The sequence below is a fragment of the Sphingomonas sp. S6 genome, assembly GCF_043498045.1.
Lineage (GTDB): Bacteria > Pseudomonadota > Alphaproteobacteria > Sphingomonadales > Sphingomonadaceae > Sphingomonas.
The window spans coordinates 309,582-331,479 of sequence record NZ_JBIEOE010000002.1 but is presented as its reverse complement, the minus strand read 5'-3'; the positions used below and the strand labels follow the sequence as shown (position 1 = coordinate 331,479).

At 69.0% G+C, this 21,898-nt stretch carries 22 protein-coding genes and 1 tRNA gene; 10 read left to right on the top strand and 13 right to left on the bottom strand.

Translation table 11 applies throughout. From position 1 onward, the window contains the following. Nucleotides 1–43 precede the first annotated feature (43 nt). From ACGVWT_RS04525 to ACGVWT_RS04495, 7 genes are all read left to right on the top strand, one after another. Nucleotides 44–478 (top strand): hypothetical protein, encoded by a 435-nt coding sequence (locus tag ACGVWT_RS04525; RefSeq protein ID WP_315461516.1) that lies wholly within the window; start codon nucleotides 44–46, stop codon nucleotides 476–478. Beyond that, a complete protein-coding gene (locus ACGVWT_RS04520; RefSeq protein WP_116461708.1) occupies nucleotides 475–678 on the top strand; it encodes a helix-turn-helix transcriptional regulator in 204 nt (67 codons plus the stop codon). Before ACGVWT_RS04525 ends, ACGVWT_RS04520 begins: the two co-directional genes overlap by 4 nt. A 1-nt stretch (nucleotide 679) precedes the next feature. Next, complete coding sequence (locus ACGVWT_RS04515) at nucleotides 680–1,597, top strand: alpha/beta fold hydrolase (RefSeq protein WP_315461517.1); 918 nt, start codon at nucleotides 680–682, stop codon at nucleotides 1,595–1,597. 555 nt (nucleotides 1,598–2,152) lie between these two features. Then, nucleotides 2,153–3,247, top strand: coding sequence for a YjgN family protein (locus tag ACGVWT_RS04510; protein WP_315461518.1), 1,095 nt, complete (start codon nucleotides 2,153–2,155; stop codon nucleotides 3,245–3,247). Further along, the gene (locus tag ACGVWT_RS04505; protein ID WP_315461519.1) at nucleotides 3,231–4,304 is read left to right on the top strand and encodes a M48 family metallopeptidase; all 1,074 of its coding nucleotides are present in this window, start codon (nucleotides 3,231–3,233) and stop codon (nucleotides 4,302–4,304) included. The genes ACGVWT_RS04510 and ACGVWT_RS04505 overlap by 17 nt, the downstream gene beginning before the upstream one ends. Nucleotides 4,305–4,674: 370 nt before the next feature. Beyond that, nucleotides 4,675–5,955 (top strand): ATP-binding protein, encoded by a 1,281-nt coding sequence (locus ACGVWT_RS04500; protein WP_315461520.1) that lies wholly within the window; start codon nucleotides 4,675–4,677, stop codon nucleotides 5,953–5,955. After that, nucleotides 5,952–6,488 (top strand): response regulator transcription factor, encoded by a 537-nt coding sequence (locus ACGVWT_RS04495; protein ID WP_315461521.1) that lies wholly within the window; start codon nucleotides 5,952–5,954, stop codon nucleotides 6,486–6,488. The genes ACGVWT_RS04500 and ACGVWT_RS04495 overlap by 4 nt, the downstream gene beginning before the upstream one ends. 243 nt (nucleotides 6,489–6,731) lie before the next feature. On the opposite strand, the gene ACGVWT_RS04490 is transcribed toward ACGVWT_RS04495, so the two are convergent. From ACGVWT_RS04490 to wrbA, 9 genes are all read right to left on the bottom strand, one after another. Beyond that, complete coding sequence (locus ACGVWT_RS04490) at nucleotides 6,732–7,034, bottom strand: polyhydroxyalkanoic acid system family protein (protein WP_315461522.1); 303 nt, start codon at nucleotides 7,032–7,034, stop codon at nucleotides 6,732–6,734. Further along, nucleotides 7,031–7,462, bottom strand: a complete 432-nt coding sequence (locus ACGVWT_RS04485; protein ID WP_315461523.1) for a VOC family protein — start codon at nucleotides 7,460–7,462, stop codon at nucleotides 7,031–7,033. The genes ACGVWT_RS04490 and ACGVWT_RS04485 overlap by 4 nt, the downstream gene beginning before the upstream one ends. Nucleotides 7,463–7,651: 189 nt before the next feature. Further along, nucleotides 7,652–8,014 (bottom strand): hypothetical protein, encoded by a 363-nt coding sequence (locus tag ACGVWT_RS04480; RefSeq protein WP_315461524.1) that lies wholly within the window; start codon nucleotides 8,012–8,014, stop codon nucleotides 7,652–7,654. After that, a complete protein-coding gene (locus ACGVWT_RS04475; protein WP_315461525.1) occupies nucleotides 8,011–8,430 on the bottom strand; it encodes a hypothetical protein in 420 nt (139 codons plus the stop codon). The genes ACGVWT_RS04480 and ACGVWT_RS04475 overlap by 4 nt, the downstream gene beginning before the upstream one ends. Before the next feature lie 29 nt (nucleotides 8,431–8,459). Further along, nucleotides 8,460–9,185 (bottom strand): hydroxyacylglutathione hydrolase, encoded by a 726-nt coding sequence (gene gloB / locus ACGVWT_RS04470; protein WP_315461659.1) that lies wholly within the window; start codon nucleotides 9,183–9,185, stop codon nucleotides 8,460–8,462. 7 nt (nucleotides 9,186–9,192) lie between these two features. After that, a complete protein-coding gene (locus ACGVWT_RS04465) occupies nucleotides 9,193–9,642 on the bottom strand; it encodes a VOC family protein (RefSeq protein WP_116461697.1) in 450 nt (149 codons plus the stop codon). Nucleotides 9,643–9,844: 202 nt separating this feature from the next. Continuing rightward, nucleotides 9,845–10,615 carry a tetratricopeptide repeat protein gene (locus ACGVWT_RS04460; RefSeq protein ID WP_116461696.1) on the bottom strand — a complete coding sequence of 257 codons (771 nt, stop codon included), beginning with the start codon at nucleotides 10,613–10,615 and terminating at the stop codon, nucleotides 9,845–9,847. Next, entirely contained in the window at nucleotides 10,612–11,346 is a 735-nt protein-coding gene (locus tag ACGVWT_RS04455; protein WP_315461526.1) for an alpha/beta hydrolase, read from the bottom strand. The genes ACGVWT_RS04460 and ACGVWT_RS04455 overlap by 4 nt, the downstream gene beginning before the upstream one ends. A gap of 187 nt (nucleotides 11,347–11,533) precedes the next feature. Further along, nucleotides 11,534–12,136: an NAD(P)H:quinone oxidoreductase gene (gene wrbA / locus ACGVWT_RS04450; RefSeq protein WP_116461874.1), complete on the bottom strand. Its 603-nt coding sequence runs from the start codon at nucleotides 12,134–12,136 to the stop codon at nucleotides 11,534–11,536. A 136-nt stretch (nucleotides 12,137–12,272) separates the two neighbouring features. On the opposite strand from wrbA, the gene ACGVWT_RS04445 reads away from it, so the two are divergent. After that, a complete protein-coding gene (locus tag ACGVWT_RS04445; protein WP_116461694.1) occupies nucleotides 12,273–13,178 on the top strand; it encodes a LysR family transcriptional regulator in 906 nt (301 codons plus the stop codon). 129 nt (nucleotides 13,179–13,307) lie between these two features. Here the strand turns inward: ACGVWT_RS04445 and ACGVWT_RS04440 are convergent, their stop codons facing one another. Further along, on the bottom strand, nucleotides 13,308–14,057 hold the full coding sequence (locus ACGVWT_RS04440; protein ID WP_315461527.1) for an SDR family NAD(P)-dependent oxidoreductase: 750 nt from the start codon (nucleotides 14,055–14,057) through the stop codon (nucleotides 13,308–13,310). A gap of 184 nt (nucleotides 14,058–14,241) precedes the next feature. Here ACGVWT_RS04440 and ACGVWT_RS04435 point away from each other — a divergent pair, with 184 nt between their 5' ends. Continuing rightward, nucleotides 14,242–17,427: a TRCF domain-containing protein gene (locus tag ACGVWT_RS04435; protein ID WP_315461528.1), complete on the top strand. Its 3,186-nt coding sequence runs from the start codon at nucleotides 14,242–14,244 to the stop codon at nucleotides 17,425–17,427. A 119-nt stretch (nucleotides 17,428–17,546) separates the two neighbouring features. Here ACGVWT_RS04435 and ACGVWT_RS04430 read toward each other — a convergent pair whose 3' ends face one another. Further along, the gene (locus tag ACGVWT_RS04430; RefSeq protein WP_315461529.1) at nucleotides 17,547–18,362 is read right to left on the bottom strand and encodes a DUF1134 domain-containing protein; all 816 of its coding nucleotides are present in this window, start codon (nucleotides 18,360–18,362) and stop codon (nucleotides 17,547–17,549) included. A 162-nt stretch (nucleotides 18,363–18,524) separates the two neighbouring features. On the opposite strand from ACGVWT_RS04430, the gene ACGVWT_RS04425 reads away from it, so the two are divergent. Then, nucleotides 18,525–18,614, top strand: a tRNA-Ser gene (locus ACGVWT_RS04425). Nucleotides 18,615–18,735: 121 nt separating this feature from the next. Here ACGVWT_RS04425 and ACGVWT_RS04420 read toward each other — a convergent pair. After that, nucleotides 18,736–20,289, bottom strand: a complete 1,554-nt coding sequence (locus ACGVWT_RS04420) for an alginate export family protein (RefSeq protein ID WP_315461530.1) — start codon at nucleotides 20,287–20,289, stop codon at nucleotides 18,736–18,738. Nucleotides 20,290–20,350: 61 nt separating this feature from the next. After that, nucleotides 20,351–21,697 (bottom strand): dicarboxylate/amino acid:cation symporter, encoded by a 1,347-nt coding sequence (locus ACGVWT_RS04415; protein WP_116461689.1) that lies wholly within the window; start codon nucleotides 21,695–21,697, stop codon nucleotides 20,351–20,353. Nucleotides 21,698–21,898 lie beyond the last annotated feature (201 nt).

Here is a 21,898-nt window from a genome sequence, read left to right as displayed (position 1 = left end):
AGCTTTCCATGTAAAGCCTCCTTCACATACGAAGGAGGCTGTGATGTTCTCGATTCGACGCGGCGAAAAGCTGAACCCGGCGCAGCGCCGCTACCTGCGCCGTTTTTTTCCAGCGATGACGATGTACGTGCTGGTGCTGTTTGCCTGCACGGCCATGATCCGTGATCAGAAGCCGCAGGGGGCAATGCTCGCGCTTCTTTCCGTAGCGCCGGCGCTGCCGATCGTAGCGGCGATCCTGGTGATGGGCGCCTATCTGATCGAGGAGCGCGACGAGTTCATCCGTACACGGCTGGCCACGGCGATGCTGGGTGGCCTCGGCATCATGCTGGTCATCACGTCCATCTGGGGGTTCCTGGAAAATGGCGGGGCCGTCGGACACTTCCCGACCTTCCTGACCTTCCCCGTCTGGTGCGGCTGTTTCGGCTTGTGGCAGTGCGCGATGGGGCTGCGCGACCGCTTTGCCGGGGACGGCGCATGAACAACCACCTGCGCGCGCTGCGGGCGGCGCGCGGCTGGAGCCAGCAGCATCTTGCCGAACAGCTGGAGGTCAGCCGGCAGAGCGTCAATGCGATCGAGACGGGGCGCTACGATCCCTCGCTCCCCCTCGCCTTCCGCATCGCCGAACTGTTCGAGCTTGCCATCGAAGACGTCTTCGTCAGTCCGTCCAAGGAGAAATAATATGATCCGGTTTCTCGGTTTGCGCCTTGCCGCCTCCGCCCTGACGCTGGGCGTCGTCCTGCAGCCGACGCCGAGCCATGCCGCCGCGCCTGCCGCCGCCCCCGCTACTGCCGAGGTTCGGATGGCGCATATCTCGGTGGTGGCGACCGGCAAGGGGAGTCCGGTGATCCTGATCCCCGGCCTGTCCAGCCCGCGCGCGGTATGGGATGGCGTGGTGCCGGGCCTTGCGAAGACCCACCGCGTCTATGTGGTGCAGGTCAACGGCTTCGCTGGCGATGCGCCGGGCGCGAACCTGTCGCCGGGCGTGCTCGACGGCGTGGTCGCGGACCTGCACGCGCTGATCGCCAAGGAGAAGATCGCCGGCGCCGCGGTGGTCGGCCATTCGATGGGCGGGCTCGCCGCGCTGATGCTGGCCAAGGCGCATCCGGGCGATGCGGGCAAGCTGATGATCGTCGATTCGCTGCCCTTTATCGGCACGCTGTTTGCGCCGACCGCGACCGTCGCGATGATCGAACCGCGCGCGAAGGCGATGCGCGACATGCAGGCGGCAAGCTATGGCAAGCCCGCCGATGCCGCCGCCGCGACCGCCATCGCCGACCGGCTGGCGCTGAAGCCCGAATCGCGCGCCAAGGTCGCCGCTTGGGCGAAGGCCGCCGATCCGCGCGTCTCCGCACAGGCGATGTACGAGGACATGACCACCGACCTGCGCCCCGCGATGCCGCAGATCGCGACGCCGATCACGCTCGTCTATCCCTGGGCCGCGTCGGGACCGAGCGAGGCGCAGGCGAAGGCGCTGTACACCACGGCCTATGCCGGAGCGCCGAACGTGCGGTTCGTGGGGATCGGCGATGCGGCGCATTTCGTGATGCTCGACCAGCCTGCGGCGTTTCAGGCGGCGATCGATGGGTTTGCGGGGTGATGCCGGCGCTTGTGTCGGTTCGGTTTTGATGTGGGCGGCCGCGGTAGAGAAGCGGGACCCCGGATCAAGTCCGGGGTGACGGATGTGGGGGTTTGGGAGTGCTGGCCTTGGCGTGCCATTCGGACGGTGGGCCGGATGGGTGGGGATGCGGTCAGGTGACGCCAGCGCACCCGTCATCCCGGCCTTGAGCCGCGATCCCGCTTCTGCTCCCGGCGCGAGGAAGCTGGACCCCGGATCAGGTCCGGGGTGACGGAGGTGGGGGGGGTGGTGAGGGCTTTCGGCGCTTGCCATAAGGGGCGCCGCGCCGGCGGCCGGTTAGCTTGGGGAGATGGAGGCGATTGCCTCCATGACCCCGGACCCGAGCCGAGGTCACACTTTGGCAGCCAAAAACGCCAGATCGTTGTCCGGGCGACGAAGGCAAATGTGCCCAGGGAGTTAGACACGGGCATGCCATGCGGGGCGGGCGCGTCGGTGGGGAATTGCCCGGTCCTTGACCCAGATTGTCGTTGACCCGCCCCCGGCGCTCGGCTCCATTGCCCCGCGAGGGGGACGGACATGAGTGACGAACAGGCAGCGACGCGGGCGTTCCGCTTTACCGGGCGGTGGCAGGATTATGCGCCGATCGCCTTCACCAACCTGCTGCTGACGATCGTCACGCTGGGCGTCTACGTCTTTTGGGCGCGGACGCGGACGCGGCGGTATCTGTGGAGCCGGACGCAGTTCATCGACGACCGGCTGGAATGGACGGGCACGGGGCTGGAGCTGTTCGTCGGCTATCTGCTCGCCTTCGTCCTGTTCGTCGTGCCGTTCGGCGTCATCAACCTCGTCCTGCAGGGCGTGATGATGCGCGGGCATCAGGGTGCGGCGGGGCTGATGGTGGGCCTGCTCTATCTCGCGATCCTGTATCTCTTCGGCGTCGCGCGGTTCCGGGCGCTGCGCTACCGCCTCAGCCGGACCTTGTGGCATGGCATCCGCGGCGGCAGCGACGACCAGGGCGTCGTATATGGCTGGAGCTATTTCTGGCGGACGCTGCTGTCGTTCCTGACCATCTATCTGATGACGCCGTGGGCGATGGCCAAGCTGTGGAACCAGCGTTGGAATGCGATGAGCTTCGGGTCGTTGCCCTTCCGGAGCCATGCGCGCTGGCAGCCGGTGTTCAAGCGGTTCCTGCTGTTCTACGTCGTGCCGATCGCCCTGTCTTTCGTCGTCGGTATCCTGATCGCGATCTTTGCCGGGGTCGCGGCCGCGCTGAAATCCGATGCGCCGCCGACGAGCGGGATGATCGTGACGATCGCGCTGGCGGGCGTCCTCTTCTACATCCTGTTCTTCGGCGTGCTGGGCCTCGTCGCCATGGCCTTCTATGCCGCCTTCTTCCGCGAGGCGATCGGCGCGACATCGCTGGGCAAGCTGGAGTTCGGGTTCGAGGCATCGACGATGGACTGGGTGAAGCTGTACCTCGGTAACCTGGGGCTGACGGTGGTCACCTTCGGCGTCGGCTATATCTTTGTGCCGTACCGCAACTGGGCGTTCTTCATCCGTCACCTCGCGGCCTATGGCGAGGTGGAGATCGACACGCTGACCCAGTCGCGGACGCGTGAACCGGGTCAGGGCGAAGGGCTGCTCGACGCCTTCGATGTCGGCGCGTTCTGACCCCATGCGCGCAGACGTCTGGCATTACGACGGCGTCACCGCGCTGCGCCGCCGGGTGGAGCTGGTCGCCGAGGGCGACGGCTTCACGCTGGCGGACGACGGGCAGGCCGGCGAGCGGGTAGCGTTCGCCGAACTGACGCCGGGTGACGGCGACGCCGGGCAGGCGAGCTTCGGGCGCAAGGGGCACCCGGGCTGGCGGATCACCTTCGACGGCGCGGTGCCGGCCGATCTGGCCGCGGCGCTGCCGGGCGCGCATCGCTACGGCCGCTGGGTCGATCGGCTGGGGCTGTGGCGCGCGGTCGGCGTCTTTGCGGTGCTGGCGGCCATCGTCGTGGTCGTCGTCCTGCGCACCCCTGCCCTGCTTGCGCGGATGATCCCCGCGTCGGCCGAACAGCGGCTGGGCGACGTGATGATGGGCGATTTCGGCCGCAAGGGCTGTTCCGATCCCGCCGGACGCGCCGCGCTGGCGACGCTAGTGCAGCGCGTCGACCCCGACGATCGCACGCTGGAGGTGCATGTCGTCAAACTGCCGATGGTCAATGCGGTGACGCTGCCCGGCGGACGGATCGTGGTGTTCGACGGGCTGATCCAGGCGGCGCAATCACCCGACGAGGTCGCGGGCGTGATCGCGCATGAGATCGGCCACGTCCGCGGGCGCGACGTGATGGAATCGCTGCTGCGGCAGATGGGCCTGTCCGTCCTGCTCGGCGGGATGGAGGGGCATGTCGGCGGCTATACCAATGCGCTGCTCGCCACCGCCTATTCGCGCGATGCGGAGGCGCGCGCCGATGGCCGGGCGATCGACATGCTGCGCGATGCGAAGCTGTCGCCGGTGCCGACCGCGCGCTTCTTCGACCGGCTGGGCAAGGGCGCGGGCAGCACGGAACGGATGTTCGCCTATATCGCCAGCCATCCGGTGTCGGCGGACCGGGCGAAGCGCTTCCGGGCGAGCGTGGCGAAGGGGGCGGTGTACACGCCGGCGCTGGACGCACGTGAGTGGGCGGCGTTGCGCGGCATTTGCTCGGACGAAACGGATACGATCGACTGGCGGTTCTGAGCGGCGGTTGCTGGTTGGCTCCGTTGCTCCGAGGCTTGTCTGTGGCGAGCGGGGAGCTGGAGGCTCTGGTCGTCCCCGTGCGGCACGGTGGACCCCGGAACGAGTCCGGGGTGACGGGGTGGGTGGGCGAAGACCTCGGACAGACGTGAGCGATCCGTTCTGCCGCGAGGTACGCGAAAAGCCCACGCCCCCATCGTCACCCCCCGCCCCATCGTCACCCCGGCCTTGAGCCGGGGTCCCGCTTCTTCGACGGTCGCCAACAGCGGGACCCCGGATCAAGGCCGGGGTGACGGATTGGGTGAGTGTTCGGTCCGGCCCTTTCCCCTGCGCCGGGATGACGTGCGGGGCGGCGCGCGCTACCACGGGGGTTATGAGCCACGCCGTCCGCCTGCCGCCGCCTGCGCCCGACGATGCCGCGGCGCGCAATATGCGGCAGCTGGTACTGCTGCGCTGGATGGCGGTGGGTGGGCAGCTCGCGACGATCCTGACGGTGCATTACGGCTTCGGCATCACGCTGCCGATCGCGCAGATGTTCGTGGTGCTGGCCGGGCTCGTGATGCTGAACGTCATGACGTGGCTGGGGCATCCGCATTGGCCGGTCACCAATTTCCAGCTGTTCGGCACGTTGGTGTGCGACGTCTTCGCACTGTCGGTGCAGCTGTACCTGTCGGGCGGCGCGAACAATCCGTTCGTGTCGCTGTACCTGTTGCAGGTCGTGATGGGCGCGGTGCTGCTGCATACCTGGTCGAGTTGGGCGCTGGTCGGCTTCACCGCCGTCGCCTTTGCGATGGTCGCCGCGGTCAGCCCGCCGCTGGCGCTGCCGCCGTGGTTCGCGACGCATCTGTCGCCCGTTTACGTGCTGGCACTGTGGTGCAATTTCGTGCTCGCCGCAGTGCTGCTGGTGCTGTTCGTGACGCGGATCGCGGCCAACCTGCGCGAGCGCGATGCTTATCTCGCCGACCTGAGCCGTCGTGCCGCCGAAGAGGATCAGATCGTGCGCATGGGCCTGCTGGCCAGCGGCGCGGCGCATGAGCTGGGTACGCCGCTCGCGTCGATCGCGGTGCTGCTGGGCGACTGGAAGGCCGATCCGGCGGTCACGCATGACCCGCGCCTCGCGGCGGAAGTCGCGGAGATGCAGGCCGAGGTGATGCGCTGCAAGACGATCGTGTCGGGCATCCTGTTCGCGGCGGGCGAGGTGACCGGCGTCGCCCCCGAACGCACGACGGTGCGCCGGTTCCTGCGGCAACTGATCGACGCCTGGCCGGGCACCGTCGCCTTCCACGATGCGTTGTCCGACGACACGCCGATCGTGGCCGATCGCGCGCTGGGGCAGGCGCTGACCAACCTGCTGGACAATGCGGTCGAGGCCGGGGCGGAGCGGATCGCGCTGACGGCGCGGATGGAGGAAGCGATGCTGGTGCTGACGGTGCAGGATGACGGCAGCGGCTTCCCCCCGCAGGTGCTGGACAGCCTGGGCCGGCCGTACAACACCAGCAAGGCGCGACGCGGCGCAGGGCTGGGCCTGTTCCTCGCGACCAACGTGTTGCGAACGCTGGGGGGTACGTTGCAGGCGCGCAACCGGGCAGAGGGCGGCGCCGAGACGGTGCTGCGGCTGCCGATCGCCAGCCTGGCGCTGGAGGCGCGCGGATGAGCGACCCCCGCCGCCTGCTGATCGTCGAGGACGATGCCAACTTCGCGCGTACGCTCGGCCGATCGTTCGAGCGGCGCGGCTATGCGGTCGCGATGATCGACGGGCCGGACACGCTGGAGGCGACGGCGACGGCGTTCAAGCCCGACCATGCCGTGGTCGACCTGCGGCTGGGCGGCGCGTCGGGCCTCACCTGCGTCGCGGCGCTGCATGCGCTCGATCCGGGGATCAAGATCGTCGTGCTGACCGGCTTTGCCAGCATCGCGACCGCGGTGGAGGCGATCAAGCTGGGCGCGACCAACTATCTGACCAAGCCCGCCAATACCGACGATATCGAGGCGGCGTTCGCGCGTGTTGAGGGCGATGCCGACGCGACCATCGCCCCTGCCCCACCGACGTCGATCAAGACGCTGGAATGGGAGCATATCCACCAGACGCTGGCGGACGTGGACTTCAACATTTCGGAAGCCGCGCGCCGGCTGGGGATGCACCGGCGGACGTTGGCGCGGAAGCTCGACAAGCGGCACATGGGGTGATCCTCCCCCGCCGATGCTGGGGACCGTTCGGCGTCAGCCGAATAGTGGAGCGGGAAGCGAACGAAGCGTGCCGCTGACCTCCCCCTCCGTCAAGGCTTCGCTGCGCCACCTCCCCCTGGCGGGGGAAGACTTTCGGGTGGTGGCGGCGGAAGGGGGCTTCCCCAAGCGCTATGCTCGCGGATGGGCCCCTCCACCATTCGCTGCGCGAACGGTCCCCCTCCCCGCGGTGCGGGGAGGATTTTGCTATTTCAGCAGCTTTGGCGCTTCCTGCTGGATGACGTCGCGGATCTTGCCGGCAAACAGGCCGAGGAAGCCGGGCAGGTCGACGATCGCGTGGACGTTGCTGTCCGACACGGTGGCGCGGCAGCCGATCTGCTGGCCCATCGCCGCGACGGTGAAGTGCATCGTGTCACCCTCCCAGCGGTGATCGACCTGCGCGCCGCCGGGGATCAGCCGGCCGATCTTGCCGATGCCGCCGTCCAGCCGGTCGCGGACGCCCTGCTTGCCCAGTTGATGGGGAATGTTGATCTCGATCGGCGCGGTCATGCGGGGTCCTTCGTGGTGGCGAACAGCATCGCGTCGTCGGCAAACGCCTTGAACTCCAGCGCGTTGCCCGAGGGGTCGTAGAAGAACATCGTCGCCTGCTCGCCCGGCTGGCCCACGAAGCGGACATGGGGAGCGATGCCGAAGTGCGTGCCCGCCGCGACGAGACGATCGCGCAGGGCTTCCCAGTCCGGCATTGTCAGCACCACGCCGAAATGCGGGACCGGCACGTCGTGGCCATCGACGGCATTTTCGACGCGGACGCCGCGCGCCGCGGGATCGAGGTGCGCGACGATCTGATGGCCGAACAGGTCGAAATCGATCCAGGCGTCGCTCGATCGCCCCTCCGCACAGCCCAAGGTGCCGCCGTAGAAGGCGCGCGCGGCGGCGAGATCGTGGACGGGAAAGGCGAGGTGGAAGGGACGCAGCATGCCGGCAAGATAGGGTGATCGCAGCGCGGGTGCCAGCGTCGCTATCGTCCGCTCCCGCCGTCCTCCCAGCGCAGGCTGGGATTTTTCGGCTGGGACGCGCTGCATGAGCCGCGAAAGACCCCAGCCTGCGCTGGGGTGACGGCTGCGGCTAGATGCTGCGCTCACCGCCGCGGGTAGATCAGGCAGGCGTCAGCGCTTGTCCGGCAAGGTGTAGGGCGTGAAGCGGGTGAAGCGGCAGTAGGCTGAAGGGATCGACGTGCCCGGCGTCAGCACGCGAAAGCGGTCGTTGCGGCAGAGTTGCCCGCCCCACACGTCAACGATCAGCGTGTTGAGCGGCGCCAGCGACGGGCAGGCACCGACCGGCCCCGTCTTCCACACCGTGCGGCCCGCGCCCTGGCGATAGAGGATGGTGTGCGCATCGACGATCTCCGGACCGTTGGTGCTCGACAGCGAGATGCAGTCGGCCGGCGTCCCCGCCACCCGATCGGCGAGCGGGTCCGACCGTGCCGCCATCAGCGGCAGCGCGAGGGCGAGCAGCGCCAGCGCCTTCATCGCGCCGGCCGCTCGTAGCGGACGAATGGGCCGAGCGAGCAGCTGCCCGACATCATCCGCGATCCCTGGTCGACGGTGGTCGCGATATCGCCCTGACAGGCCTGGCTCATCGGGCTTTGCGTGACGAGGATGTCGCCGCGTGCGACACGCTCGCAGCCGCCCGACGTGTCGGTGCGGTATTTCAGCGTGCGGCTGACCGAATAGACCAACGTCGGGCCGAACGCCTTGACCTGCGTATTGTTGAAGCGCGGCATGCACGCCATCGGCTGACCGGGGGTGAGGCCGGCGAGTTCCTTCTGCAAGCCGCTGGCCGCGGCGGCGCTGTCCTGTTCGGCGGCAAGGCGTTGCTGCGGCGTCTGGGCACAGGCCGCCGCCAGCAGCAGCGTCGCCATCGCAATGGGTGTCCTGATCGCCATATGTCGCTCCTGTCGCCGGGTGAAACGTCTCAGCCTTTGAAATTGTCCTTGCCCGCCCGCAGCTTGGCAAATTCCTCCGCGTCCCTCGCACGCAGGAACGGGTTGGTCGCGCGTTCCAGGCCGATGGTGGTCGGCACGGTCGCCTCGCCCGCCGCGCGCGCCGCATCGACGTCGCGCATCCGGGCGACGAGCGCCGCATTGTCCGGCTCGACGCTGAGCGCGAAGCGGCCGTTGCTCTGGGTATATTCGTGGCCGCAATAGACGCGCGTCGCGTCGGGCAGGTCGGCGTAGCGCTGCATGTTGGCGAACATCTCTGCCGGCGTGCCCTCGAACAACCGGCCGCAGCCGAGCGCGAACAATGTGTCGCCGGTGAAGATGGCCTCGTCCTGCGCCAGGTGGAAGGCGATGTGGCCGGCGGTGTGGCCGGGGACGTGCAGCACCTGTGCGACCGATCCGCCGATGTGCACCACGTCGCCTTCGTCCACCGTCGCGTCGAGCGTCGGGATCTTGGCGGCTTCTCGCACCGGACCGGTGATGCGGGCGCCCGCCGCCCGCAATGCATCGTTGCCGCCGACGTGATCGGGGTGCCAGTGCGTCGTCCACACCTGATCGATCCGCCACCCGCGCTGCGTGGCAGCGGCCTGCACCGGCGCCGCCTCGCCGGGGTCGACCGCGACCGTTTCGCCGCTGGCGTCGTCATGGATCAGCCAGGCGTAATTGTCGCTGAGCACGGGAACGCGGACGATCTCCAGCATCATGGCGTCACCAGCTGCCGGTGTTGGGCATCGACGCCCACGGTTCGGCCGACGGCAGCGGGTCGCCCGCCTGCAACAGTTCGATCGAGATGCCGTCGGGCGTCTTCACGAACGCCATATTGCCGTCCCGCGGCGGGCGGTTGATCGTGACGCCGTGGTCCATCAGCGCCTGGCAGCTGTCGTAGATATTGTCGACGCGATAGGCGAGGTGGCCGAAGTTGCGGCCGCCGGTGTAGGTTTCGGGTGCGCTGCCGTCCTCCGCGGGCCAGTTATAGGTCAGCTCCACCTCGGCGCGGCGTTCGCCGAGCTTGGCGTCTTCGGGCGTCGCGAGGAAGATCAGCGTGAAACGGCCCTGCTCACTGTCGATGCGGCGGACTTCGTGGAGACCGAGCACGTTGAAGAAGGCGATCGTCGCGTCGGGATCGCTGACGCGGATCATCGTGTGGAGGTAATGCATGCCTTGCCCTTGGACTTGGGGAACGATCGTGCCCCAACGCGTAAGGCGCGGCGTCGGTGCCGTCGAGGGGGGCACTTCGTCACCTCGGACTTGTTCCGGGGTCCACTCCGCGGCGAGGGGGAAGGCAAGAGGCTAAACCGTCCCCTCGCCGCCCGGTGGACCCCGGAACAAGTCCGGGGTGACGGGGTGGATGTGACGGGCGTCAGCGTCCTGCCGGGGCCGCCTTGGCCGCGGGGGCGTCGCCAAACTGGGCGAGTGCGGCGCGGGCTTCCTTGCCGGCGGGCGCGTTGGGGGCGAGGCGTGCGGCTTCGGCCCAGGCGGCACGGGCGCCGGCCTCATCGCGGGCGAGCGCGGCGATATTGCCCGCCTCGAGTTGCACCGAGGCGTCGTCGGCGGAGCGTTTCAGCGCCTCGGCAATGTCCTTCCTGGCGCGGATCACGTCGCCATCGCGCCGCGCCAGCGTCGCCGACAGCAGCCAGGCCAGCGGATCGTCGCCCGCGGTCTTCAACGCCATGTCGATATCGCGGCGCGCGCCCTCGGGCTCGCCGGCCGCGACCAGAACGCGGGCGTGGTCGAGCTGCGCTTCGCCGAGCGCCAGCCCCTCCAGCGTCCCCGCGATCAGCGCGGTGTCGAGGTTGGACCGCGCCTTGGGCACGTCACCGGCCGCGAGCCAGGCGTTGCCCGCCTGCGCGCGGTAATTGGCGGCGCGCCTGTCGTGCGCGGTTTCCGCGGCCTTGGCCGCCGCTTCGAACTCAACGGCTGCGGCGGGGAAATTGCCTTCCTGCGTGTAGGCGAGGCCGGCGCATTGCCGCGCGAACCAGGCGCCGCCGCTGGCGCCCCAGCGGACCGCTTCGGCACGGGCGGCGGCGGGATCGGTGCGGGCGAGCGCGACGCAGCGGTCGAAGCGCGCCTCCCTCGGGTCGGCAGGGGCAGCGGTGGCGGCTTGTAAGGCGGCGGCGAACAACAGGATCATAAGCGGCTCAGCACGTCCTCGACCGCGCGGACGATCAGCGCGACGTCGGTGTCGCGCGACAGGCGGTGGTCGCCGTCCTTGACCAGCCACGTCTGCACATCGGCTGAACGGATCATCTCGCCGAGCCGGACGGATCGGTGCCACGGCACGTCGGGATCCGCCTGCCCCTGCACCAGCCGCACCGGACCGTCGAAGGGAATGGTGCCGAACATCAAGCGGTTGGCTTCACCCGATTGGAAGAAGGCGCGGGTATAGAGCGTTGGTTCGGGGCCATAGGGGTTGGCGCGTTCCAGCTTACCCGCTTGCAGGATCGTCATTTTCTCGTCGAGCGTGAAACCCCAGTCGGTGAAATCCGGCGCGGGCGCGATACCGACGAGGCCGAACACGCGTTCGGGCCGTGCCTTGGCGGCGAGCAGCATCAGCCAGCCGCCCATCGACGACCCCACCAGCACCACCGGCCCGGTGACGATCTGATCGATCATCGCCAGCGTATCGTCGCGCCAGCCGGCGAGCGTCTGGTCGGCGAAGTCGCCTTCGCTGGCGCCGCAGCCGCCGTAATCGAAGCGCAGGAAGGCACGCCCGGTGCGGCCCGCCCAGGCCTCCAGCGCCAGCGCCTTGGTGCCGGTCATGTCGGAGGCATAGCCGGGGAGGAAGACGATGGTCGGGCCGGTGCCCGGCGTGTGGTGGTAGGCGAGACGGGGGCGTGGGGGTTGCGTGGGGGCTTGGGTCATGCCCCGGTGGTAGCGCGGCGGCGCGCGGGCGTCATCATGGCGTGGGGCGTGACGCGTGCTCCGAATATCCCGTCACCCCGGACGTGTTCCGGGGTCTACCGTGTGGCACGGGGTGGCCAGACGCTCCAGCCTTCCCCTTGCGGATCAGTGGACCCCGGAACACGTCCGGGGTGACGGCGTGGCGCCGTTACGCCTTCAGCTTCGCCGCCATTTCGGCGATGCGCTTGCCCTGGTAGCGGGCGCCGGCGAGTTCTTCGGCGTGCGGCTGGCGCGAGCCGTCGCCGCCGGCGATGGTGGTGGCGCCGTAGGGCGAGCCGCCGCGGACTTCATCGACGCCCATCTGGCCCTGGAAGCCGTAGTCGAGGCCGACGATCGACAGGCCGTGGTGCAGCAGGTTGGTGATGAGCGAGAAGAGCGTCGTTTCCTGCCCGCCGTGCTGGCTAGCAGTCGAGGTGAAGGCGCCACCGACCTTGCCGATCAGCGCGCCCTTCGCCCACAGGCCACCCGTCGTGTCCCAGAAGGCCGCCATCTGGCTGGGCATCCGGCCGTAGCGGGTCGGCGCGCCGACGATGATCGCGTCGTATTCGGCCAGCGCATCGGGGCCTTCGATCAGCGGGTGCGCGGTGTCGGTCTTGAAATGCGCGGCCTTGATGACCTCTTCCGGCGCGGTTTCGGCGACGCGGCGGATGGCGACCTCTGCCCCACCCTCGCGCGCGCCCTCGGCGACGGCGTCGGCCATCTGCTCGATATGGCCGTAGGAGGAATAATAGAGCACCAGAACCTTGGTCATCGCGAACGTCTCCATCTGTCGTGGGCAGCAAGATGGCGTGCGGCCATCTGCGCGTAAACGGAAACGCTGGAAACCGATCGTTTCCTCAAGCGGTTCCTTTGGGTAAGGCTGGCGGCTGCAACCTGTGGGGGGATCGATGCGACTGCCGGATCTGGAAGCCTGGGCGATCTTCGCCGCGGTGGTGGAGCATCGATCGTTCAGCGGCGCGGCCGACGCGGTCGGGCTGAGCAAGGCGACCGTGTCCAAGGCGATCAGCCGGCTGGAGGCGCATATCGGCCAGTCGCTGTTCCACCGCACGTCGCGCCGGCTGGCGCTGACCGAAGCGGGGCGGCCGCTCGCCGACCATGCCGCGCGCATCCTGGGCGAGGCGCGGGCCGCCGAGGAAGCGGCGCGCGACGCGGCGAGCGTGCCGACCGGGCGCGTCCGGCTGGCGGCGCCGATGAGCTTCGGGATCAGCAACGTCGCACCGCTGCTCGCGACGTTCCTGAAAGAGCATCCGGGCGTCGAGATCGACCTGCATTGTTCGGACGCGCGGGTGGATATCGTCGCCGAGGGGTTCGACGTGGCGCTGCGCATCGGCGAGCTGGCGGACAGCAGCCTGCGCGCGCGGCGGCTGGGCGATATCGCGGCGCATCTGGTCGCGTCGCCTGCCTATCTGGCGGAGCATGGCACGCCGGCGCATCCCGCGGAGCTGTCGGCGCATCGGCTGCTCGGCTATTCGAACGTCACCGGGCCGTGGCATTTCCAGCATGCCGACGGCAGCGACGTGGCGATCCGGCCGCAGGGGCCGCTGATCGCCAATAGCGGCGAAGCGCTGGTGCCGGCATTGCTGGCCGGCCTGGGGATCGCGCGACTGCCGGGCTTCATCGTCGGGCCGCATCTAGCGAGCGGCGCTCTGGTGCCGCTACTGGCGGATTGGGCGCCCGCGCCGATCGGACTGCACATCGTGACTCCGCCCAGCGCACTACGCCCCGCACGGGTCGAGGCACTGATCGCCTTCCTGTCGCAGCATCTGCGCGATCCGTGCGCGGGACGGGACTGAGCGCGGATCCGGATTGCACACGCCGTCGTCCCAGCGCAGGCTGGGATTTCCGCGTGACAGGGCGCCTTGCCAGCCGCGAAAGACCCAGCCTGCGCCGGGGTGACGGTTGCGAGCGTGCTGGTCCGCCCCCTACCCCTTCCGCGCGACCTGGAAGCCGGCGAAGGACTGGCTGACCGGCATCAGTTCCAGCCGGTTGATGTTGAGGTGCGGCGGCAGCGTCGCGACCCAGAGCATCGTCGCGGCGATATCCTCCGCGGTCATCGGGTCGGCGCCCTTGTAGAGCGTGTCGGATGCGCCCTGATCGCCGCCGGTGCGCACGACGGTGAATTCCGTTTCGACCATGCCCGGCTCGATCGAGGTCACCCGCACGCCCGTGCCGTGCAGATCGGAGCGCAGGCCAAGGGAGAATTGCTCCACGAACGCCTTGGTGCCGCCGTAGACGTTGCCGCCGGTATAGGGATAGGTCGCCGCGACCGACGACAGGTTGATGATCGCGCCCTGGCGTTCGATCAGGCCGGGCAGCAGCCGGTGCGTCAGCGCGACGAGCGCCGAGACGTTGGTCGCGATCATCGTGCGCCAGTCGTCGAGCCTCGCCTCCTGCGCAGGCTTCGTACCGAGCGCGAGGCCGGCGTTGTTGATGAGCAGGTCGATGTCGCGCCAGTCGGCGGGCAGGCTGTCGAGCGCGGCGGCGGTGGCGGCGTCATCGGCGATGTCGAAGGCGAGCGTGCGGACCGAATCGCCGAGTTCCGCCTTCAACGCGTCCAGCCGGTCGGCGCGGCGGCCGGTGGCGATGACGCGCCAGCCGGCGGCGACGAATTCCTGGGCGGCAGCGGCACCGATGCCGGCGGTGGCGCCGGTTATGAGGGCGGTCTGGGTCATGGCGTCTCTCACGGAATGGAGGGGCAGAAGTCTGCGGGTCTGATGCCGCGACGCGGGCGCGCTGCCAACGATCATCTGCGCAGGGCGATCCGCGACGATGCGGGCGATCTTCTTTTGCCCGCGCGCGGAACGGCGACGGCCGGGCGGGTGTTTCCGGTTATCCTTCAACAGGATGCCCCAGTTCATGCGTACGCTGTCCGCCGCGGAGATCGCGACCCTCGCCCCCGGCGACGACCGGCCCCACGGGCGGCTGGGCATTGCCGAAACCGCGGCGGGGCTCGCCGGCCTGCTGCGCAAGGGCGACGTACTGGCCGCGGAGGCGGACGAGGTGCGCGCGGCGGCGCTCGCCCGGGCGCTCGCCGCGATGATGCCCGCGGCGACGGTCGTGGTCTGTCCCGGCACAGACGCGCTGCCCGGCGACGAGGCGCCCGCCTCCCCCGCCAACGTCGGGCAGCGCGTATCGGCGCTGCGCACCGTCCGCTGCGCGCTCGCCAAGCGCCGGCGGCCACGGATCGCGCTGATCACAACCGGCGAGGCGCTCGCCCGCGCCTGCCCTGCCCCCGCCGCCTTCGATGCCGAACCGCCGCGCGTTGCGGTCGGCAGCGCATGCGATCTGGCGACGCTGGCGGAGACGCTGACCGGCCTGGGCTATATCGCCGACGAGCGGGTCGACGAACCGGGCGAGCTGGCGCTGCGCGGCGCGGTGCTCGACGTGTTTCCCGCCGACGCCGACGCACCGCTGCGCATCGAGGTCGTCGATGGTCATGTCGTCGCGATCCGGTCCTACGACCCCGCCGACCAGCGCAGCACGGGCGAGGTCGAGCAGCGCGAGCTGGGCCGCGTCGCCGAACCGCCGCTGGGCCAGGAACGCTGCACGCTGATCGATCACCTGCCCGATGCGACGATCGTCGTGTCACCCGCCGCGGACGACCGCCGCCGCCGCCTGCTGCTGTTGAGCGCGGATGCTGCCGCGCGGGGTGCCCGCCGGGCGGCGCGCGAAGTGGTGGACGAGGCGGCTTGGGATAAGGCGCTCGAGGCCCGCACCGTCAAGGCGCTGGCCCGTGCGGGCGATCTCCCGCCGCGCTTCGTCGAGCAGCGGGGACCGATGCGCGCCTTTGCGAAGATCGCCAAGGCGGCGGTGGCCGAGGGCCGGCGTGTGCTGCTGCTCGGCAGCGCGCGCGACCTGCGCTTCCTGACCAAACGGATCGAAAAGGCGGTGGACGCGAGCGCGACGGCGCTGGACGACTGGACCGCCGTGGCGAAGGCACCCGCCGGATCGCTGCTCACGCTCGCCGCCCCCGCCGATCGCGGGTTTGCGACGAAGGGCGTGCTGGCGGTCGCCGCTGCCGACTTGATCGGTAGCCGCGCGGATCGCGACGACGGCGCGGTGCGGCGCGTCGATCCGGACCTGTTGCAGACGACCGAGGTTCGCGTCGGCGATACGGTGATCCATGAGGATCACGGCATCGGCACCGTCGCGGGGCTGGAGACGCTGGCGGAGGACGGGGAGACCGGCGGCGATGCGATCAAGCTGGTCTATGCGCGCGACGCGGTGCGGCTGGTGCCGGTGGCCGACGCCGACCGGCTGTGGCGCTATGGGGCCGAGGACGATGCGGTGAAGCTCGACACGCTCGACGGCAAGAGCTGGCACGAGCGGCGCGTCGGGATCGACGCCGCCATCGCCGAAACCGCGCGCGGGCTGACCACACTCGCCGCCGAGCGCGGCGAGCGGACGGCGCCGGTGCTCGATCCCGATCCCGCCGCCTATGAACGCTTCGCCGCAGGCTTCCCTTTTTCCGAAACGCCGGACCAGTTGCTTGCGATCGAGGCGGTGCGTAGCGATTTGTCCTCCGGACGCCCGATGGACCGACTGGTGATCGGCGATGTCGGCTTCGGTAAGACCGAGGTCGCTTTGCGGGCCGCCGCCATCGCCGCGCTGTCGGGCAAGCAGGTGGCGCTGGCCGCGCCGACGACGGTGCTCGCCCGCCAGCATCTCGACAGCTTTACGCAGCGTTTCGCCGGCACGGATATCGTCGTTGCCGGCCTGTCGCGCCTGTCCACCGCCGCCGAGGCCCGCCGGGTAAAGGCGGGGTTGAAGGACGGCAGCATCCATATCGTGATCGGCACGGGCGCCGTCACGGGCAAGGGCGTCGCCTATCACGATCTGGCGCTGGTGATCGTCGATGAAGAGCAGCGCTTCGGCGCGGCGGACAAGGCGAAGCTGCAGGCGCTGTCCGCGGGCCATGTGCTGACGCTGTCGGCGACACCGATCCCGCGCACGTTGCAAGCGGCGCTCGTCGGCCTGCGCCAGCTGTCGGTGATCGCGACGCCCCCGGCACGGCGCCAGCCGATCCGCACCGCTGTCTCCGCCTTCGCGCCCGAAACGCTGCGCGCGGCGCTGCTGCGCGAACGCGCGCGGGGCGGGCAGAGCTTCGTGGTCGTGCCGCGCATCGCCGACATGGCGCCGCTCGCGGACCAGCTGGCCAAGCTGGTGCCCGAACTCGAGCTGTTGCAGGCGCATGGCAAGATGCCCGCTGCCGAGATCGACGAGGCGATGGTGCGCTTCGGCCGCGGCGACGGGGACGTCTTGCTGGCGACCAACATCATCGAGGCCGGGCTGGACGTGCCGCGCGCCAACACGATGGCGATCGTCCATGCCGACCGCTTCGGCCTCGCCCAGCTGCACCAGCTGCGCGGGCGCGTCGGGCGGGGGCATCGGCGGGGTCAGGTGCTGCTGTTCACCGACGGCGAGCATGACATCGCGCCGCGCACGTTGAAGCGCCTGCGGACGCTGGAGGCGTTCGACCGGCTGGGCGCGGGCTTTGCGATCAGCGGGCGCGATCTCGACATGCGCGGCGCGGGCGATCTGCTCGGCGAAACGCAGGCCGGGCATATGCGGCTGATCGGCGTCGAGCTGTACCAGCAGCTGCTCGAAGGCGCGCTGCGCACCGCGCGCGGCGAGACGGTGGAGCGCTGGACGCCCGAACTGCATCTGGGCATCGAGGGGCGATTGCCGGCGGACTGGATCCCGGACGAGGATTTGCGGCTGTCGCTCTACGCCCGCCTCGCGCGGCTGCGCGACGTCGAGGATGTCGAGGCGTTCGAGGAGGAGTTGCGCGACCGGTTCGGCGATGTGCCCGACGCCGCCGCGCGGCTGATCGCGCTGGCGCGGGTGCGCGAGCTTGCCCGCGCGCACGGCGTGGCGCGGATCGATGCCGGCCCCGCCGCTGTGGCGCTGACGCCGCGGGCAGACAGCGACATCGCCGCGCACGTCGACGGGCTGGAGGCGAAGAACGGCCGGCTGATTCTGGCGGAGCGGATCGCCGACGCTGGCGAACGGATGGAGCGGATCGCGACGCTGCTCGCCTGAGCCTCACCGCGAAGGGCTACGAGCCCCTATCGTCATTGCGAGCGCAGCGAAGCGATGACGGATGGGGCTCGGAACTTACGGGTGGCGCGTCGACGTACGTACAACGCTTGCCCGACCGATCAGAACGGCAGCCACTTCGCCTTGTGCGTGATCTTCATATAGCCGACGTTGACACCGGCGCGGTAACCGACGCCCAGGCGGATCGGGATCAGCACGATGTTGCCGCGGCGCAGATAGGTCGCGGCGAACCCGCCGACCAGATACAGGCGCCCCTCCACCGCCGGAAAGCGGCGGAACAGCTCTTCGGTATCGTAGAGGTTGTAGACGAGGACGAACACCTTGTTGGCGTCACCGCCGACGTCGAACCCCACCGACGGGCCGGTCCAATAGACGGGCTGCTGCCCCTCAACCTTGTGGCTCATGATGCCAGAGCCATAGCGTACACCCAACACGAACGCGCCCGCGGCTTCGCGGCCCGCGATATAGGCGTTGGGCTCGCCCTGTTCCTTCAGCACCTTTTCCAGCATGCCAGCAAGGCCGGCCGCGCCCTTGCCGAACACGCCTTCGCCGGCGGCGAGCAAATCTTCGCGCTGATAGGTGGAGGCGGCCTTCAGCGTGGCATCGGCCTGCGCCTGCTGCTGCGCCTCGGTCGTCTGGCCGGCATAGGCGGGTGCGGGGGCCTGGGTGAAACCGGCACCGGCTGCGCCCGTCGATGTCGCGGGCTGCGCCGCCCAATCTTGTTCGACCGACGGGGTCGGCGTGGGCGTCGGGCGCGGTGCAGTCGTCCGCGACGGCGTTGCGCTGGTCGTGCGGCCCTGCTTCGCGAGATCGCCGTCGATCGCGCGATTGGGATCGATCGTCGTCACCTGCGCGGGCGCACTTGCTGCCACCAGCGCACTTGCCGCCAGCGCGAAACCGATCACCCGCATCACCATTCCCCCTCGCCGCGCCACACGGCGCCGCCCCTCGTTAACCACCCCGGCGCTTGCCCGGCAATGAACGAACGGCGGGCGGCGCCGAATTTACGATCGAATGCGGGCCTCAACCCCGTTGATCCCCCGAAAGACCCTCGCTATAGCCGCCCGACGCCGCAGCTCGGAGACGTGGGTGAGTGGCTGAAACCAACGCTTTGCTAAAGCGTCGTACGGGAAACCGTACCGAGGGTTCGAATCCCTCCGTCTCCGCCACTTGCTTGTTCAGGTGGTTCGTTCAGCCGACGATGAGCGGCGGCGTGTATCTCGTTTGAGACGACAATAGGCCACGCTCCCCGCGGGACGTGGCCTATTGTCGTATGGGGCCCCCGCCCGTTCAGAAGCGCAGGCTGAGCCAGCCGGCGAGGAAATCCGAACTGCTGTAGCCGGCGTTCTTCAGCGCCGGGCCTGCCATCAGATGTTCGTAGCGGCCGGTGACGTTGACGCGGGGCGAGATCGTCCAGACCGCCTGCAGGCGGGCGGTGTCGGCGATCTTGCGGCCGGGGACATTCTGCGTGCCGGCGAAGGCGGTGCCGTTCGCGCGATACACCGCATCGCGGACCGTATCGCGCCAGCTTAGCTGATATTCGGCAGACAGGCGCACGGTCTTCAGCGGGCTGAAGGTGAAGGTCGGCGCAAGCGCGATCAGGTTCGTCGGCGTCGCGTACAGCTGGTAGCTGTAATAGATGTTGTTGCCGAAGGGCGCGAGCGCATTGCGCAGCGTGCCGCCGGTATAGGCGCCACCGCCCGACGCGTAATCGGCGTGGAAGCCGACACGCGGTGCGCTGCGATCCTTACCCAGGCGATAGTTCTGCGCGAACAGCAGCAGCCAGGCGCTGATCGGCCGGCCGTCGTAATTGCCGCCCTGATAATTGACCGTCCAGTCGAGGTTGACCGGTCCGATGTCCCCCAGCGTGTGCAGGCCGTAGAAGAAGCGTTCCTCGCGTGTCGTCGTACGGCCCCAGGTGGCGGCATCGTTGCGCAGCCGCCAGAAGAACGGGTCGAGGTACAGTTTCGAGCCGCCGAACAGCGTCTTGGGCAGGACGATCCCGCCCGAAATGCCCGAGAAGCGGCGGCCGCGATCGCTGATGTCGTCGCCGGTGCCACCGACGCCCAGCTGGGTCGTATGGAAATCGAACAGGTCGACGCGCACCTGCTTTGCGCGCGCCCAGGCGCGGGTGCCATTGTAGACGGTGAAAATCGTGTTGTTGTCGCGCGGCACGACCATCAGGTTCGGGCCGTCCGCGAAGGTCTGGCGACCGTAGCGGATACCGACATCGGCTTGGGCGATGGTGCCGGTGAGGTCGACGAAGGATTGCTGGACGACCAGATCGTTGCGCAGCTGCGGGGTGATCGTGCCCAGATTCTGGCCGGCGAGGCCGCCATGCGCCAGTTCGCCGAACAGGCGGACGTGGCTGCCCAGATGCAGATCGGCGCCGCCGACGATGCGCGTGATGTCCTGCCGCTGCGCCTCGCCCGCGCGCAGATTGGGGTTGGTCGTTTCGTTGACGCGGAAGCGCAATTCGCCCGACAGCGTCAGATAGATGTCGCCCTTGCCGTCGAGCGGGATGAACTTCAGCCGGTCGAGAAAATCGTCGCGCTTCTTGGGATCGCGATAGCGGCGCCAGTCCTCGACCCAGCGCGACTGGTTGTAGCCGCCGCTGGTGACGCCGTCGCCGATCGCTTCGGCGGGATAGGCTTCGGAGACGGGAGAGGCCGGCACCTGATTGCCCTGCTCCTTCGGCGGCAGCGCCTGTCCGGCGGGCGTGGCAGCGGTCGCGGAAGCAGTCGCGGGGGTGGCGGCGGTAGCGGGGGTCTCGGCCAGCGCCGGGGTGGCGGCGAGAAGGGCGAGCGTGGCGGTGGCGACCATTTGGCGCGCGATGTTCGACATGGATCGATCTTTCATTCGGTGGGGGACGGCGGCGCGGCACCGGCGCCGCCGTCTGGTGCGGTCATTCGGCCGCGACGGCACCCGCGGGCAGATCCTCGACCCGGGGCAGACGACCGGCCACCGCCAGATCGAACTGCTGCTGGTCGAACTTGCCCTCCCACCGCGCGACCACGACCGTGGCGACGGCGTTACCGATGAAATTGGTCAGGCTGCGGCATTCCGACATGAAGCGGTCGATGCCCAGGATCAGCGCCATGCCGGCGACCGGCACCGATGGGACGATCGACAGCGTCGCCGCCAGCGTGATGAACCCGGCCCCGGTGACGCCCGCCGCGCCCTTCGACGAGAACATGGCGACGCCCAGCAGCAGCAATTGCTGGCCGATCGTCAGGTCGACGTTGCACGCCTGGGCGATGAACAGCGCCGCCAGCGTCATGTAGATGTTGGTGCCGTCGAGGTTGAACGAATAGCCGGTGGGGACGACCAGGCCGACGATCGACTTGGGGCAGCCCGCGCGCTCCATCTTTTCGATCAGCGCCGGCAGCGCGCTTTCCGACGACGAGGTGCCGAGCACCAGCAGCAATTCCGCCTTCAGATAGCGGATCAGCGTGAAGATCGAGAAACCCGCGAGCTTCGCGACGATGCCGAGCACCACGACGACGAAGAGGATGGAGGTGAAGTAGAAGCTGCCGACCAGCCAGGCGAGGCCCTTCAGCGCCACGATCCCGTATTTGCCGACGGTGAAGGCCATCGCACCGAACGCACCGATCGGCGCGACCTTCATGACGATGCCGACCAGCTTGAAGAAGGCGATCGACACGTCCTCGAGCAGGTCGAGCACGCGCGCGCCGCGATCGCCGACCAGCGCCAGCGCCACGCCAAACAGGATCGAAACGAGCAGCACCTGCAGGATGTTGCCCTCCGTCATCGACGACAGGAACGTGTCGGGGATGATGCTCATCAGGAAGCCGATCAGCGTCGTTTCATGCGCCTTTTCGGCATAATCGGCGATCTTGCTGGTATCGAGCGTCGCGGGGTCGATGTTGAGCCCCGCGCCCGGCTGGACGACATTGGCGACGATCATGCCGATGATCAGCGCCAGCGTGGAGAAGAACAGGAAGTAGATGAACGCCTTGCCCGCGACGCGGCCGACCGAGGCGAGATCGCGCATGCCGGCGATACCGGTGACGATGGTGAGGAAGATGACCGGTGCGATCACCATCTTGACGAGCTTGATGAAGGCATCGCCCAGCGGCTTGAGCGCTTCGCCGGTGGCCGGCGCGAAATGGCCGAGCAGCACGCCCGCGACGATCGCGGCGAGCACCTGGACATAAAGATGGGCGTACCAGGGGCGTGCCGCGGGCGGAACCGCGTGCGGGGTTCCGCTGGTGGCCGGGTAGATCGTCATGGATGCGGCTCCTCTCGATTGGCCCGCGTGCGTCGCGGTGTAATTGGGGCCAGTGTTGCCGGATGCGCCACGCGGACAGAAACAAGGCGCAGCATATATTTTAATCATTCTTCTTCAGTTGCTTAGCTCAATATCACCATTCGGCGACGTGTCACTATTCGCCTTCGCCGCATCATCCAGTGCCGAAAATTGCACACGCGC